At 65.6% G+C, this 15,887-nt stretch carries 13 protein-coding genes and 1 pseudogene; 6 read left to right on the plus strand and 8 right to left on the minus strand.

Features of this window, described 5'->3' with window-relative positions; all coding sequences use genetic code 11:
* From VFW69_RS03475 to VFW69_RS03500, 6 genes are all read right to left on the minus strand, one after another.
* Positions 1-1,314, minus strand: a 1,314-nt coding sequence (locus tag VFW69_RS03475; protein WP_526498207.1) for a thiamine pyrophosphate-binding protein, incomplete at its 3' end; no start/stop codon positions are given.
* 43 nt (positions 1,315-1,357) lie between these two features.
* The gene (locus VFW69_RS03480) at positions 1,358-2,500 is read right to left on the minus strand and encodes a CaiB/BaiF CoA transferase family protein (RefSeq protein ID WP_526498229.1); all 1,143 of its coding nucleotides are present in this window, start codon (positions 2,498-2,500) and stop codon (positions 1,358-1,360) included.
* 13 nt (positions 2,501-2,513) lie between these two features.
* Positions 2,514-3,449, minus strand: coding sequence for an SDR family NAD(P)-dependent oxidoreductase (locus VFW69_RS03485; RefSeq protein WP_526498209.1), 936 nt, complete (start codon positions 3,447-3,449; stop codon positions 2,514-2,516).
* Positions 3,442-5,313 carry a flavin-containing monooxygenase gene (locus VFW69_RS03490; RefSeq protein WP_526498211.1) on the minus strand — a complete coding sequence of 624 codons (1,872 nt, stop codon included), beginning with the start codon at positions 5,311-5,313 and terminating at the stop codon, positions 3,442-3,444. Before VFW69_RS03490 ends, VFW69_RS03485 begins: the two co-directional genes overlap by 8 nt.
* 5 nt (positions 5,314-5,318) lie before the next feature.
* Positions 5,319-6,695: an aromatic ring-hydroxylating oxygenase subunit alpha gene (locus VFW69_RS03495; protein WP_526498213.1), complete on the minus strand. Its 1,377-nt coding sequence runs from the start codon at positions 6,693-6,695 to the stop codon at positions 5,319-5,321.
* The gene (locus VFW69_RS03500) at positions 6,695-7,558 is read right to left on the minus strand and encodes an SDR family NAD(P)-dependent oxidoreductase (RefSeq protein WP_526498215.1); all 864 of its coding nucleotides are present in this window, start codon (positions 7,556-7,558) and stop codon (positions 6,695-6,697) included. The genes VFW69_RS03495 and VFW69_RS03500 overlap by 1 nt, the downstream gene beginning before the upstream one ends.
* 219 nt (positions 7,559-7,777) lie before the next feature.
* Between VFW69_RS03500 and VFW69_RS03505 the strand changes: the two genes are divergently transcribed.
* Genes VFW69_RS03505 through VFW69_RS03525 form a run of 5 tightly spaced genes read left to right on the plus strand, consistent with a single transcriptional unit; the run spans position 7,778 to position 13,975 of the window.
* On the plus strand, positions 7,778-9,388 hold the full coding sequence (locus VFW69_RS03505) for an SMP-30/gluconolactonase/LRE family protein (protein WP_526498217.1): 1,611 nt from the start codon (positions 7,778-7,780) through the stop codon (positions 9,386-9,388).
* The gene (locus VFW69_RS03510) at positions 9,388-10,137 is read left to right on the plus strand and encodes a GntR family transcriptional regulator (RefSeq protein WP_526498231.1); all 750 of its coding nucleotides are present in this window, start codon (positions 9,388-9,390) and stop codon (positions 10,135-10,137) included. The genes VFW69_RS03505 and VFW69_RS03510 overlap by 1 nt, the downstream gene beginning before the upstream one ends.
* Positions 10,121-11,731, plus strand: coding sequence for an AMP-binding protein (locus tag VFW69_RS03515; protein ID WP_526498219.1), 1,611 nt, complete (start codon positions 10,121-10,123; stop codon positions 11,729-11,731). Before VFW69_RS03510 ends, VFW69_RS03515 begins: the two co-directional genes overlap by 17 nt.
* Positions 11,724-12,506 carry an SDR family NAD(P)-dependent oxidoreductase gene (locus VFW69_RS03520; RefSeq protein WP_526498221.1) on the plus strand — a complete coding sequence of 261 codons (783 nt, stop codon included), beginning with the start codon at positions 11,724-11,726 and terminating at the stop codon, positions 12,504-12,506. The genes VFW69_RS03515 and VFW69_RS03520 overlap by 8 nt, the downstream gene beginning before the upstream one ends.
* The gene (locus VFW69_RS03525) at positions 12,491-13,975 is read left to right on the plus strand and encodes an AMP-binding protein (protein ID WP_526498223.1); all 1,485 of its coding nucleotides are present in this window, start codon (positions 12,491-12,493) and stop codon (positions 13,973-13,975) included. Before VFW69_RS03520 ends, VFW69_RS03525 begins: the two co-directional genes overlap by 16 nt.
* A 15-nt stretch (positions 13,976-13,990) precedes the next feature.
* Here the strand turns inward: VFW69_RS03525 and VFW69_RS03530 are convergent, their stop codons facing one another.
* Entirely contained in the window at positions 13,991-15,151 is a 1,161-nt protein-coding gene (locus tag VFW69_RS03530) for an NDMA-dependent alcohol dehydrogenase (RefSeq protein ID WP_526498225.1), read from the minus strand.
* The gene (locus VFW69_RS03535; protein ID WP_526498227.1) at positions 15,148-15,618 is read right to left on the minus strand and encodes an SRPBCC family protein; all 471 of its coding nucleotides are present in this window, start codon (positions 15,616-15,618) and stop codon (positions 15,148-15,150) included. Before VFW69_RS03535 ends, VFW69_RS03530 begins: the two co-directional genes overlap by 4 nt.
* A 120-nt stretch (positions 15,619-15,738) precedes the next feature.
* On the opposite strand from VFW69_RS03535, the pseudogene VFW69_RS03540 reads away from it, so the two are divergent.
* A pseudogene (locus VFW69_RS03540) lies at positions 15,739-15,887 on the plus strand (nuclear transport factor 2 family protein); the annotation flags it as partial.

Consider the following 15,887-nt stretch of genomic DNA (forward strand, 5'->3'; position numbering starts at 1 on the left):
ACGCTTGCCGCCCTCGGCGACCGACGCTCCGACCGCGTAGGGCAAGCCGGTGCCGAGATGGCCGAAGTTCTGGTTCCAGATGACGTCGCGCGGTTTGGCCTGCGAGTAGGTCCAACCGAAGATGACGGTCGCGCCGCCGTCGCGGACCATGATGCCGTCTTTCGGGAAGGCTTTAGTGGCCTCGACCACGAACCGCGCCGGGTGTACCGGCGTCCGGCCCGTCGGCGCGTTCTCGGCGAGCTGCGACAGCTCCGCCGCATCCTGCTTGATCCAGCGGTCGAGGTCGGCCGATGCCTTTCTCGGGTTGTCGCGCAGCGCTTCCACCAGCTGAGGAACCACACCGCGAAGGTCACCGACCAGCGGGATGTCGATGGGCCGGTTGACACCGATGGCCACCGGATCCTGTTCGACCAGAACCCATTTGCGCTGTGCGTCGTTTTGCGCCCAGTGCCGGGTCTTGCCGTAGTGGCTCGGTTCGCCGAGCTCCGTGCCGAGCGCGAGGCACAGATCGGATTTCACTACCGCCTCGACGGCCGCCGGCGAGAACCCGTAGGCGAAGGTGCGGTCCTCGAGGCCTTCGATGAACGACGTGCCACCGGACGTCTGGATCACCGGGCAGACCATGAGGTCGGCCAGCTCCCGGACCGCAGCGCCGGTCCGGGAGGTGTGGACCCCGTGCCCGACCAACAGAATGGGGCTTTCCGCCGCACGGATCAGCTTCGCCGCCCCGGCCACCTCGCGCTCACCCGCGGTCTGGTTGACGAGCCGGTAGCGGTTGGGCGGCAGCGGATCCGGCACGTCGAGCTCCTCGAGGATGACGTGCGACGGGTACTCGATGTAGGCCGGGCCGGGTGTGCCGGACATGGCCCGGCGGATCGCCTCGTGGATGATCTCGTCGGTCTGATCGGCGTACTCGATGGACGCGCTGTATTTAACCGACGACGCGAAAAGGGGCTCCTGGCGGACGAATTGGATGCGCCCGCGCCGGACCCGACGCTCGGTGATGCGGGCGCGCTGGCCGCCAAGGAAGATCACCGGCGAGTTCTCCACGAGCGCACACTGGATCGCTCCGGCGATGTTGGCCATGCCCGGACCGAGCGTGCCGATGCACAGGCCGGGTTTACCCGTCATACGCGACGCCGCCTCGGCCATGAAGCCCGCGCTCAGTTCGTGATGCGGTGCAACCACCGACCACCCGCGGGCGTCGGCTTCGGCGAACATGTGCACGAAGTTCGGGTCCGGGATGCCGAACAGCGTGTTCACGCCCTCTGCCTCGAACAGGTCGAGGATGCGTTTGTAGACGGGGACAGTCATTATTGGAAACTCCTCACTAGCAATAGGTTTCAATCGTCAAGCGCTATCCCGGGTTCGCGTCGACGGCCAGACCGAGATCGTCGAGGATCTCTGCGGTGTGGGCGCCGAGCTCGGGCGCGGGCCCGGCGACGCGGCCCGGTGTCTGCGAGAACCAGGTGGGTACGCCCGGGAAACGCACCGGCCCATGCGGACTGTCCACCGTCTCGAACATGCCGACGGCGTTGAGATGCGGATCGTCGAACAGCGCGCCGGGTGTGTTCAGCGGCGCAGCCGGAATCTCGAGTTCGCGCAGCAACTCCAGCCACTGGGCGGTGGACCGCTCTTTCATCGTCTCGGCCAGCAGCCCGTAGACGGTATCGATCTCGCGGGCGCGTTGCTCCAACGTCGAGTACAGCTCGCTGGCCCAGGGTGGCTGCACGGCTTTGATGAAAGCGTTCCAGTGCTTGTCGTTGTAGATCAATGCGGCGATGTAGCCGTCGCTGGTGCGATACGGGCGGCGGTTGGGCGCCACGGTGCGCGGATACACCGCGGGCCCCAGCGGAGGGTCGAACAGGGCGCCGTTGGCATGCTCGACGAGCATGAACGAGGCCATGGTTTCGAACATGGCGACCTCGACTTCCTGCCCCTGCCCGGTGCGCTCGCGGTGGAACAACGCCATGGTTGTCGCGTACAGAGCCGTCAGTCCGGCGACTTTGTCGGCCATGATGGTGCCGACGTAATCGGCCTCGCCGGTCAATTGCTGTTGCACCGCCGGTAGGCCGCACTCGGCCTGGATCGTGTCGTCGTAGGCGGGTCGGTCGCGGTCGGGTCCACGTCGCCCGTACCCGTAGCAATTGGTGTAGATGATCCCGGGATTGATCACGGCGACGTCGTCGTAGCCGAAGCCGAGTTTGGCGATCGCCTTGGCGCGCATCGAGTGGATGAACACGTCGGCGGTCTCGACGAGAGCGCGTAACACGCGCGCTCCGGCGTCGGTCTGCAGGTCCAGCACGATGCTGCGCTTGCCCCGGTTGACGTTGACGAACACGCCGCTCATGCCCGGGGCCGGACCAACCGAGATGTAGCGGGTGTTATCGCCTTGCGGTGGTTCCACTTTGATCACGTCGGCACCCATGTCGGCCATGATCTGCGTGCAGTAAGGTCCCATCACCATCGCGGTGAGGTCGATTACCCGCACACCGGCCATCGGGCCCGTCGGGCTAGCCATTGAGCGCTCCTTGGTCGGTTGAGCGGTGCGCCAGCTCGAAGCTGTAGCGGATGTGCTGATCGTGTCCGTCCGGGACGACCGGAAAGATCAGTGGCGCCTCGACGTATCGGATCGCATCCAGATGGCTACCGACGGCCTCAATGGTCCAGGACGATCGGCACACGCCCGGGCTCTCCACGACCACCGCCCGCGCCACGCGACCCGCCAGCGCGATGAAAAGTTCACCGGTCACCGAGCAGGACTCGTGCGAAAGCCAACCCACCACGGGTGCAACGAGTTCCGCACCCATCGGAGGATAGGACGACGTGTCGATGCCTTCGGCCATCCGTGTCACCGCGGCCGGCACGATCACGTTGCACCGCACGCCCTCGGCGGCACCTTCGAGCGCGGCGACGTTCGATAACCCGATCACGCCGGCCTTGGCCGCCGCGTAGTTGGCCACGTTGTGGTTGCCGTACAGGCCGCCGATCGACGACGTCAACACGATGCGCCCGTAGCCCGCCTCGCACATGACCGGAAACGCCGGCCGCACAACGTTGAAGGCGCCGCGTAAGTGGATGTCGAGTACGGCGTCGAAGTCCTCGTAGCTCATTTCCTTGAGTGAGCCGCGGCGGACGTTGCCGGCGTTGTGAATCAGAACGTCGATGCCGCCGTAGCTTTCGAGTGCGGCCGCGATGATCGCCTCGCCGCCTTCGCGGGTCGCAACCGACGCGCTGCATGCCACGGCCTCGCCCCCGGCCGCCGTGATCTCAGCGACCACCTGCTCGGCCGGACCGGCGTCGACCCCGTCGCCGTCGAGTCCGCTGCCGGCATCGTTGACGACCACCTTCGCCCCGCGCGAGGCCAAGAGCGTGGCGTAGGAGCGGCCGAGCCCTCGGCCGCCCCCCGTGACGACCGCTACCCTGCCGTCGAATCTCAAGTCAGCCATCTATGTTCTCAAGGACCAAGCCGTCTAGGTCGCCTTTTGCCCGCCATTCCTTGAGCAAGTCGTCAAATACGTAGAAACCGGGCATAAAAGGATCGCCGATGGCCGAGCGGATGCCCTCGCCGCCACCGCCGCCCTCGTTGTTGTAGTAGCCGGGCGTGCAGGAGACGGCGAATTCTGATGCGTCTATCGAGGTTTCGCGGATCGTCTTGACCCAGTTGTCTTGAGCTTCCTGGCTCGGTTCGACAGTCGTAGCGCGCCGCGCCATCGCTTCGGAAATGATGTAGGCGATGTGTTCGGCCTGCTGCTCGAGCATCGCGGTGGTGTTCCCCGCCACGCCGCCCTGAACGAAACCGGTGAAGAACTGATTGGGAAAACCTCGGCTGGTCATGCCGTGGAGTGATTTATAGCTCTCGCGCCAGTGATCGAAGAGCGACAGGCCGTCGCGACCCTCGATCACATCGACGGCGTACCGGCGGCTGATATCAGTGGTGATCTCGAAGCCGCTGGCGAAGATGACGCAGTCGACTTCGTACTCAACGCCATTGGCGACGATCCCGTTCTCGGTGAGCCGTTCCACGCCTTTGGATTCCGACACGTCAACCAATGTGACGTTCGGGCGATTGAACGTCGGCAGGTATTCGTCGTTGCTGCAGGGACGCTTGCACATGAAGCGGTAGTACGGTTTGAGCGCTTCGGCGGTCTCGGGGGCCTCGACGAGCTCCTCGACGCGCCGCCGCAAGCGTTCCATGACCTTGTAATCCTCTTCCTCGCGGAAAGTCATGATCTGCTCGATGCTCAGTGCCGTGGGATCGTCGGCAGCCGCGATCCGCGCCGTCAGGTTGCGGCCGAGTTCAGTCCAGAAATCACACACCATGTCGGGCTCGTCGAACACCGCGCCTTCCCCCAACGGTGACCAGCGATGGAAGTTGCGCTTGCGTTGCTCCTGCCAGCCGGGCTGCAGCGAAGCCGCCCACTGCGGGTCCGTCGGCTCGTTGCCCCGCACGTCCACAGATGAGGGCGTGCGCTGAAACACGAAGAGGTGCTGGGCATCACGCCCCAAGTGCGGAACCAGCTGCACCCCGGTTGCGCCGGTACCGACAAGCGCGACACGTTTATCACGCAACTTGTGCAATCCGCCATTGGAATCCCCGCCCGTGTAGTCGTAATCCCACCGAGCGGAGTGGAACATGTGTCCCTTGAAGTCCCGGATACCGGGGATACCGGGAAGCTTCGGCCGGTTGAAGGAGCCCTGTGCCATCACCACGAACCGGGCGCGAATGTCGTCACCGCGGTTGGTGCTCAACCGCCAGCGCTTGATCGTCTCGTCCCACCGCGCCTCGCGAACCTGAGTGGAGAAAATGGCGCCGTCGTAGAGCCCGAAATGCTTTGCGATGCGGCGGCAGTGCTCGTAGATTTCGGTGCCGTCGGCGAACTTCTTGGAGGGAAGGTAGTTGAGTTCTTCCAGCATCGGGATGTAGCAGTATGCGTCGTTGTCGCACTGGATGCCCGGGAAGCGATTCCAGTACCATACCCCGCCGAAGTCGCCACCCATCTCGATGACGTGCACGTCTTCGACGCCGGCCTTCTTGAGGTACGAGCCGGCCAGCAGGCCGGTGATGCCGCCACCGAGGACCGCCACGTCGATGTCCTCGTCGATCGGCGTGCGAGGTGTCACGGGCGTGTGGGGATCGACCTCAGAGAATTCCGCGAAGTCGTCCTTGAGTTCCAAGTACTGCTTCGAGCCCTCCGGACGCAGCCGCTTGTCGCGCTCGTACAAGTACTTCTCGCGCAGCGCGTGGATATCGATGTCCGCCGGCGTCTGGGTCGGGGGGCAGGTATCAGACCGCCTATCAAACTGGGTCATCTATCTCAAAGCTCCTGCGGTTCGCCGGTACTCATGTACCTCGACAATTGGTAGTGCAGATTGACGGTGCTGCGCTCGCGATACGGATTGGGCTTGGTGCCCGGGAAGCCCAGGGACTTCATGCCCTGCTGCACGGCGGCCATGTTGGAGAAGTCCTGCGGCAGAACCGAGCGCCACCTGGGGTCCCCGACCGGCGTGTACTCCCACTCCGTCTGCGGCTCCTGGCCTTTCGGATACAGCTCAAAGACGGACACCTCGAAAATGCACTTGTCCGGGTTGTAGCTGGGATGCGGCCGCGCGCCGTAGCACAGCGCGCTGGTCAAACCCTGGCCGATCTGGAAGTTCGGGAAGATCTGCCATGCGGTGCCGGCCTGCCCGAGAATGTCGGCGGGGATCGTCGGCCAGACCACCCCGCGAGCTTCGTCGTCGCGGCGCGCCGACGCCAGCCAGTGCTCGAGAACCTTGTCGGCCGGTGTCCCCTCGGGCAATTCGTCAACCAGTCGCTTGGCGGCGTTCACCAGCGTCTGGGTGGTGGTGGCGTTGGTTTCCTCCATCGTGTACACCTGCATCTGGGCGGTCGAGACACGAGGATCGGCGCCGATGCCCAGGCGGATCTTGGACTTGGTGGCCTCCATCTCCTCGGGAGCGTCGTAGCCGATATGGCTGTGCTTGCCTTGGGCTTTCGCCCATCCCTTGAACTCGCCGAACTTATTGAACTCCGGATGGGTGGTGTAGACGTGGTAAGTCTCGTTGAAGGCCTCCAGTGCGACCTTCCAGTTGCAGTCGAAGGACAGCCATTTGCGCCATTTGTAGCGCATGTTCTCCAGGCCGAACGGGTCGAGAATCTTTGCGGCGGGGAACAGGAAGTCGGCCAGCGGCTCGCAGTCGGGGTCCATGTTGATCCACAACCAACCACCCCAGGTATCGACTCGGACGGGTCGAAGGTGGGTGTTGTCGGGTGTGAGAGCGTCCTGCCAGTCCTGTTGTTCGCGGATATGGTTGCACGCGCCGTCCAGACCGTAGGTCCAGCCGTGAAAGCCACAGACGAACGACTTTCGGGTTCGCGCACAGGCATTCTTGGCGCCCTCGGGGGTGTCGATCAGCCGGCGACCGCGGTGCATGCAGACGTTGTGGTGTGCGTGGAATTCCTGCTCGCCGGTGCGCACGACGATGATCGAGTCGTCGAGAATGTCGTAGGTCAGGTAACTGCCCACGTCGGGCAATTCCTCGACGCGGCCGACCTGCTGCCAGACCTTGCGCCACAGCTTGTCGCGCTCGGCGCGGGCATAGTCCTCCGAGATGTATGCCTCGACACCGATCGTCATCGGTTGCGAGAGTTCGTCGGCCGCTTCGGGATTCGCGCCTTTGGCCAGTTCGGTCATCACACCCTCCTAATCGCCGCGCGGAAGGATTCGTCTTTGAGGAACAACGACGTGTTGTCGGCGCCGAGGTGGCTCCACTTGAGGTCCAGGCCGCCGTCGACGAGCAGCGTCTGACCGGTGATATAGCTCGACATTTCCGAGAGCAGGAAAAGGATGGCGCCGGCCTGCTCCTCCGGGCGCCCACGGCGGCCCATCGCGATCGCCTGCCTGTCGCGCTCGGGGTCCTCGTCGACATAAGTGCGCGAAGCCGCCGTCTCGGTGACCCCGGGTGCCACGGCGTTGACCCGAATTCCGGCCTGCGCCAACTCGAGGGCCATCGTGCGGGTCATCGCGGTGATCGCGGCCTTGGCTGTCCCGTAGGCGATGTGAAACGGCGCGGTGTTCATGCCGCTGATCGAAGAGATCGACACGATCGACCCCTGCTGTTGCTGCGCAATGAGCTCACCTGCGACGGCCTGGCTCATGAAGAATGCGGTTTCGAGGTTGTCGGCGAAGATCTTGCGCCAGTCGCCGCGCGTCACCCGTGTGGACGGCATCCACGTCGACGGCTCAGCGCCACCGGCGACATTGACCAGCCCGTACAAGCCGCCGTCGGCTCGGCGCGTGTGGTCGATCACCGCGGCGATACCCTCGTCGGTCGACGCGTCGGCCGCGACGGGCAAAACGGCCAGCCCTTGCTGTACCAGCGGGGCGATGTGCTCGTCGAGGTTCTCCTTGGACCGGCTCACCGCGATCACGGTGGCCCCGGCCCGGGCGGTCATGGCCGTGACGGTCGTGCCGATGCCGCCCCCGCCGGCGCCGGAAACCACCACGACGCGACCGTCGAGCCCTAAAAGGTTCACGTCATCCTTGTGATCGGCCATGACCTGCTTTCCCCTGCCACCAACGCGTCAGCATTCGTAGCGGGATCGTTGCGCTTGTTTTGTCCGGACAAAATACCGCATTCTGTTCGTTGGAGAACACTATTCCGATCGGTGGACTTCGCTGTCAAGGTCGGTCCCGCGTGCGTTGGCGGCTATTGTCTGGACTAGGAGGAGTTGATAGCGTCCAGCCCAAACGCTGACGGAAGGACCTCGGCGAGCATGTCCATCTCAACGCTGCCCTCGCGGTATGCGCTGCCACACCCCATCGATGTCGCCGAGGGCTGGGAGCTCGAACGGGTCACCGCGCCCAGCCGGCTGTTCGGCGCCAACGGTCTGCGCACCGGCCCGGACGGGCGCATCTACATCGCCCAGGTGACCGGCAGTCAGATCAGCGCGCTCGAACTCCGCACCGGGGAACTCGTGACCGCGAGCCCCAAGGGCGGCGACATCGTGGCGCCCGACGACGTCGCGTTCGACGCCGGCGGCAACCTTTATGCGACCGAGGTGATGGACGGCCGGGTCAGCGTGCGCGACACCAACGGCCGAACGCGAGTGCTGCGCGACGACGTGCCGTCAGCCAACGGCATCACCTTCCACCAGGGCCGTTTGTTCATCGGTGAATGCCGTGAGGGTGGGCGGCTGCTGGAATTCGACCTGGCGGGCGGACCGCCGCGGGTGCTCTTGGAGAACGTGCCCTCGCCGAACGCGATGGAGGTCGGCCCGGATGGCCTGTTGTATTTCCCGGTGATGGGCGCCAACGAGATTTGGCGCATCGACCCAGATGGCGGCGAGCCGCAGTGTGTCGCAACCGGTCTCGGTGTGCCTGACTCGGTCAAGTTCGACGCGCAGGGTTACATCGTCTCGACGCAGGTGGCCAGCGGGCAGGTGCTGCACATCGATCCGCGCAGCGGCGAACAACGCCTGCTCGCCCGACTGAACCCGGGCCTGGACAACTGCACCTTCGTCGACGACCGGCTGTTCGTGTCCAACTTCACCGGCGAGATCACCGAGATATCACCGGACGGCACAACGCGATCCGTGTTGGCGGGTGGACTCAACTGGCCGATGGATCTGGCGGTCGGCCACGACGGGCTGCTCTACATCGCCGACGGCACATACTTTTACGTCGCCCAGCCCGATGGATCCCTGCGCACCGCGGGAATGTTGTTCAGCCCCGGCTATCCCGGGTTCCTGCGCGGCCTCGCGGCGAGCGGGCCCGGCGAGTTCGTCGTCACCACATCCGGCGGCCAGGTCGCCCGTTACCGGCCGGCAGCGAGCGAAACCGAGGTGCTGGCAGACGGTTTCGACCAGCTCTACGGCGTCGCCCTGAGCGTCTGCGGCGTGGTGTTCGCGGAGCTGGGCACCGGACGGGTGCTGTCGCTGCAATCGAGTGGTGTCCAGGTGCTGGCGAAAGAGTTGCGCGAACCGGTCGGGGTTGCGATCGACGCGGACGGGGCTTGTCTGGTGGCGGAGGCCGGAGCCGGCCGGGTGATCCGAGTGAGCGGGTCGACGACCGACACCGTGATCCCCGATCTGCAACGCCCGCAGGGCATTCTGGTCCAGGACGGTGTGCTGTACGTCGTCGACGCCGGGGCCAAGGAGTTGATCGCGTTCGACCTGGACACCAACGCACGGCGCACGATCGCGTCCGGGTTGCCCGTCGGCCCCCCGCCCGGTGTCACGCCCAAGCCGCTGCGCGGCATGCCACCGTTCTCCGGACCGCAGGGTCCTTTCGCCGGCATCACCGCCGCGGCCGACGGGACGCTCTACCTCTCGGCCGACGGCGACGGCAGCGTCCTGGCGTTGCGCCAGAGACCGGACGGACCATGATGCCGCAGGCGATCGCGGGCGACCACCGCTACCTCCAGATTGCGCGTACCCTGCGCAAAGAGATCGTCGACGGGGTTTACCCGGTGGGTTCGCAGTTGCCCACCGAGCACCAACTGTGCGAGCGCTTCGCGGTCAGCCGCTACACCATCCGCGAGGCGCTGCGCCGGCTGCGCGAGGACAACCTGGTGGCTTCCCGGCCGCGCGCGGGCACCCGGGTGGTTCCCCGGCCGGCGTCGAGTTCCTATGCGCAGGACGCGATGTCGATCGACGACCTCCTGGCGTTCGCGGCCGGCGCGCAACTGACCATCGAATCCAACGCGATGGTGACGATCGACAACGACCTCGCCGCTCGGACAGGCCTGGAGGTCGGCACCCAGTGGCTGTCGGTCCGCGGCTACCGGCAGGCCGACGGTGCGTCGGTTCCGCTGTGCCGAACGGAGTACTACATCAGCCGGAGTTTCGCTGCGGTGGGCAGGCTGCTGCAACGCCACGCCGGCCCGATATTCCCGTTGATCGAGGACCTTTTCGGTGTGAGCGTGGCCCAGTTGCACCAAGAGATCGCCGCAGTCCTGCTCTCCCCGGAGTTGGCGGACGGCCTCGGTGTCGAAGCGGGCACGGCCGCGCTGCAGATGCGGCGCACCTACACGACCTCCGACGACGAGGTGGCCCAGGTGACGATCAACACCCACCTGTCGTCGAGGTTCCGGTACGCGATGACGATGCGTCGCGTGGATGGTCAGGCCGGCTGAGTTGATCGCCCGGGCAAACACGGCGCATGCGGCGGAGGCATACCGGCGCGGGTTGTGGGTGCACACGACGCTGGCCGATGCACTGCGCACAGCCGCGGAATCGTCGCCGCAGCGAACAATTCTGGTGGACAGAAACATCAAATTGGACTGCGCCGCCCTGTATAACCAAGCCAACGCACTGGCCGGCGCCCTGCTGGCCCGCATGCCGACGGGCAGCACCGTGTCGTTCATGTTGCCGAACTGGCACGAGAGCGCCGTCATCTACCTGGCCGCGACGCTGGCCGGGATGGTGGTGAACCCGATTCTGCCTTCGCTGCGGGACCACGATCTGCGTTACATCCTTGAAGATGCTGACACCGCAGTGGTTTTCGTCGCGCAGCAATACGGCGGCCAGGACTACGCGACGATGCTCGAACGGGTGACGACCGCGATGAGCCGCGCGCCGGAGGTGGTGGTGGTGCGGGGTGACGCCGGGTCGCACACGCCGTATGCGACCCTGCTGCGGCAGCCGCCGCACGCCGCGACGCTTCCGACGCTGGATCCCGATTCCGCGCGAATGATCCTTTACACCTCCGGCACCACGAGCCGGCCGAAAGGCGTCCTGCACACCCATAATTCGATGCACGCGCTGATCTGTCAGATCCGCGACCACTGGATGATCGCCCCGGGTGACACGTTCCTGGTGCCATCGCCGGTCGCCCACATCGGCGGCTCGATATATGCGTTCGAATGCCCACTGTTGCTGGGCACGACCGCGGTGCTGATGGACCGCTGGGATGCAGACGAGGCGGTCGCGCTGATGAACTCGCAGCGGTGTACCCACATGGCGGGCGCCACACCGTTTCTGCAGCAGCTGTTGTCCGCCGCGCAGCGCGCCGACACCCACCTGCCCGACCTGAAGGTGTTCATCTGCGGGGGCGCATCGGTGTCGCCGTCGTTGATCCGCAGCGCCGCGCAGTATTTCGATCGTGCGGTAATCACCCGGGTGTACGGCTGCACGGAGGTGCCCGTCACGACGGTCGGCGCTCCCCGGCCGGACGAAGCCGGTCGCGCGGCGGACACCGACGGCAGGCCAGGGATCGCCGAGATCAAGCTCGTCGCGCACGAAGCCGCGCCTTCTGGCGACGGTGAGATCTGTGTGCGCGGTCCGCAGATGCTCCTGGGATACCGTCATACCGAAGACGGCGCTGAATCGTTCGATGCCGCGGGTTTTTTCCGCACCGGGGATGTCGGGCGCTGGGTCGATGATGAGTACCTGGTCGTGACCGGCCGGGCGAAGGATGTCATCATCCGCAGCGGCGAGAACATCTCGGCCAAGGAGGTCGAGGACCTGCTCGCCGACCACCCCGGCATCGCCGAAATCGCGGTGGTCGGGCTGCCCGACGAGCGCACTGGAGAGCGTGCGTGTGCGGTGATAGTTCCCGCGGGCGCGCAGAGCCCGGACGTCGCGAGCCTGCTCGCGCTCCTCGTGAGCAAGGGCGTCGCCAAATTCAAGGCCCCGGAACGGGTTGTGATCTGGGATGCCCTGCCGAAGAACGACGCGGGCAAGATACTCAAGCATCAGATCCGGGCGTCGCTGATGAAGGATGGGTGAGATGCAGGTCGCAATCGTCACGGGAGCAAGCAGCGGCATCGGCTTGGGGTGCGCCACAAAGCTCGCCGAGGCGGGCATGGCGATCGTCGGCACCGGCCGCGACGAGGGGCGGCTGGCTGAACTGGAAAGGGCCGTCGGCGATCCGGATCGCGTCGCGACACTTGCCGTCGATCTCACGGACGATGACGCGCCGCGGCGCATCGTGGACCTCGCGGTCGGCCGGTGGGGTCACATTGACTTCCTGATCAACAACGCCGGAGTGGGCAGCCCCAAGCCGCTGCACGAAACCGATGACGAAACCCTGGACTACTTTTTGGGTTTGATGCTGCGGGCGCCGTTTCGGCTAGCCCGCGACGTGCTGCCACACATGGCGCCGGGCTCGGCGATCATCAATGTGACGTCGACTTTCGCGGTCGTCGGCGGCCTGCGGGGCGGCGCCTACTCGGCCGCCAAGGGCGGTCTCACGGCGCTGACCACTCACATCGCTTGCCAGTACGGCGCGTCCGGCATCCGCTGCAACGCCGTCGCGCCCGGGGTGACGGTGACGCCGATGGTCGAAAAGCGTTTGGAGGATGAGCGCTTCCGCAAGATCAACACCGAGATGACGCCGCATCAGCGGTTGGGCCGCATCGACGACATCGCCAGCACCGTCGCCTTCCTGTGCTCGCCGGGCGGGAGTTTCATCAACGGCCAGACGATCGTCGTCGACGGCGGGTGGAGCTCGACGAAGTATCTTTCGGAGTCGGCGTTGGCGGCGCAGTGGATCGAGCGGTGAATCTGTTTGCGCTGCTCGATCAGGCCGCGAGTCGGTTTCCCGATCGCGGTGCGATGTTTCACGGGGATCGCCAGGTGTGCACGTGGGTTGAGTTGCGCGAGCGGGCCTTACGTTTGGCCGCGTCGATCCGACAACAGCACGGTGCGGGAGCGCGGATCGCCATCGCGACCCACAACCGCCCCGAGATCATCGAGTTGATGTTCGCGACCTGGGCCGCCGAGTGCGTCGTCGTCCCGATCAACTACAAACTGCATCCGCGCGAGATGGCGCAGATCCTCGGCGACGCGCAAGTGGCACGGGTGTTCGCCTCCTCGGCCATCGGCACCGAGCTCGCGCCGCTTACCACGGCGTCGACGGAAATCATTGGGTCCGAGGACTATTCGCGGCGATTCACCACCGGCGCGGCACAACCGCCGCACACCGATCCGGCCGCGCTGGCGTGGCTGTTCTACACCAGTGGGACCACCGGCCGATCCAAGGGCGCGATGCTGTCGCACCGCAACCTCATGGCGATGACGGTCGCGCACCTCGCCGACATCGACGCTGCTAACGAGGACTGCAGCCTGGTGCATGCGGCACCGATGTCGCACGGCTCCGGGCTCTACGTCCTGCCGTACGTGCTGCGCGCCGCCCGCCAGGTGGTGCCCGAGTCGGGCTCGTTCGAGCCCGATGAGTTCCTGGATGTCTGCGAACGTCATCCGGCCGCCCGCGCGTTCCTGGCGCCGACGATGGTGCAACGGCTGGTGGATACGGGCCGCAGCCGTCCGGCCAATCTGAAGGCGATCGTTTATGGCGGCGGCCCGATGTACGTGGATAGCCTGCGCAAGGCGATTGCGGCATTCGGCCCGGTCTTCGCGCAGATCTACGGGCAGGGCGAGTCACCGATGACCATCACCGGGCTGCGCCGCGCCGATCACGAATCGGATGACGACGCGATTCTGGGTTCGGTCGGTTATGCGCGGTCGGGGATGGAGGTCGCGGTGCTGGGGCCGGATGGCCGCCCGGCGCCGCTGGGTGAGATCGGCGAAATCGTTTGCCGCGGAGACGCGGTCATGTCCGGATATTGGCGAAATCCCGATGCCACGCACGAAACGCTCAAAGACGGCTGGCTCTACACCGGCGACATGGGTTCGTTCGATGCGCGCGGTTTTCTCACGCTGCGGGATCGGTCGAAGGACGTCGTCATCAGCGGCGGGAGCAACATCTACCCCCGCGAGGTGGAGGAGGCTCTGCTCGAGCACCCCGACGTCTCCGAGGCCTGCGTGGTGGGCACCCCCGACGCCGAGTGGGGTGAGGTGGTGGTCGCCTTCATCGTGGGCGCCGTCGAGCCCGCGGCGTTGGACGCACATCTGTTGCGGCGCATCGCCCGCTTCAAACGGCCCAAGCGCTACGAATTCGTCGACGCGCTACCGAAAAACAGCTATGGCAAGGTGCTCAAGCGGGAGTTGCGCGCCAGCTTGGCGCAGTGAACCCGGCAAGTTTGATCAGAGATCGGCGAAATCGATGATTCCGCGAATGTTACGGCCTTCGCGCAGATCCAGAAACGCCTCGTTGATCTGGTCGAGCTGGTAGTGCCGGGTGACCAACTCGTCGAGTTTCAGTGCACCTGCCTGATACATCGACAACAGCAACGGCACGCTGGTGCGCGGATTCATCCCGCCGTAGAGCGCTCCCCTGAGTTGTTTGGCAGACAGCACCATCTCCTGGAGGATGAGCGGGACCACGGGCTCACTGTAGGGGGTGATGCCGGTGACCACGCATGTTCCGCCTTTGCGGAGCAGCCTCATGGCCAACGGAATCAAGTCCACGTGCACCACGCCGGCGGTCACGACGACGCGGTCGGCCATGACGCCGGCGGTGATATCGGCCACCAGCGGTATGGCCTCCTCGGCGGAGACGGCGCTGTGCGTGGCACCGAAGATCTTGGCCGAATCTCGTTTATATTCAACGGGATCCACTGCGACGACATAGGTTGCGCCAGCGGCGCGGGCCCCCTGTAGGGCATTCATTCCGACACCGCCGGTACCTATTACCACCACGGTGTCGCCGGGCTCGGTGCCCGCCGATATCGTTGCGGAGCCCCAGCCGGTGCTGACGCCGCACGACACGAGTGAGGCGGCATGGAACGGGATCGTGTCGTCGATTTTGATGACGGACTTTTCGGTCAGTACGGCATATTCGGCGAACGTGCCGAGTTGACCGTAAGCCATGAGGTTCTCGTCGCCGAGATGCCGGCGACACGTTCCGTCGGTCGGCATCTCCCTCGAGAACAGAGTTGCGCCGGCGTCGCAGATGTAGCTCTGGCCGTTTACGCAGAACCGGCAACTGCCGCACGCAGGAATGAACGACATCGCCACGTGGTCCCCCGGCTGCACCGACGTCACACCGGGCCCGATTTCCTGGACGACGCCAGCGCCCTCGTGACCACCGAGCATCGGGAACCAGTCGGGCTCCGGGATACCGGTGGAGGCCAGCACCTCGGGGGTCGGCAACACGTCGCCGGTGACGAGGTGGTCGTCGGAGTGGCAGATGCCGGCAACGGCCATGCGCACCAGGACTTCACCGGCGCGGGGCGGATCGAGATCGACCTCGCGAATCTCCCAGTCCCCGCCGACCCCGCCAAGCACAGCGGCACGACACTTCATCGCGACCTCCCTAACTCGAAGTGACTCCGGATGCCGGCAAGCATCTTGACGTGCGCCTTGACCCCTTCGCGGATGGTCGCGCCGGCCAGTAGCCGCGGGGCGGTTATGCCTATCCGCTCGGTGACTTGGGTGCCGCCGTCGACCGGATCGAAACTCACCGTGCCGCGCAGTCGCACCCCGGGTGACTGATCGGCCTCGGTCAGCACGTCGCCGCGCGCGGGCACTCGCAGCCGGGCCCGATAGGTGGTACGTATGGTTAACGGCCCCAATGGAATTCGGTCTACTACGCGATAGGTCTGTTGGTAGCCATCCGGGGTTGCGCTGCGGGACACCGTTTCCACGGACACGATCAGCGGGTGCACGAGCTTGATGTTGTCCAGGTCCACGTAGAAGTCGCGGACGGCGTCGGGCGGCGCGGGCACGTGCTCAGACAGCGTCCGTTCGGCGTGGACGGTCCACCAACTCATAAGAGGAACCTAGCCCGACGACGATGCGCGCCGCGATGCGGCGGAGGAGGAGTCGGGCAATCGACCTAGCCTTGCGACAACGCCGCGCTTACCGTGGACTCACGAGCGAGCGGAGAAGACATGGGCACCCAAGGTCAAGTGGTCGAGCGCTACCTGGAATGCCTGGCCGCTCATGACTGGGACGGATTGGCGGACACCATCGCCGAGGAAGGCCTGATCCGGGAGGGGCCGTTTTGCGACGTGGTCGAGGGCAAGGCGCACTATGTCGC

This window comes from Mycobacterium sp. (genome assembly GCF_036273375.1).
GTDB lineage: Bacteria > Actinomycetota > Actinomycetes > Mycobacteriales > Mycobacteriaceae > Mycobacterium.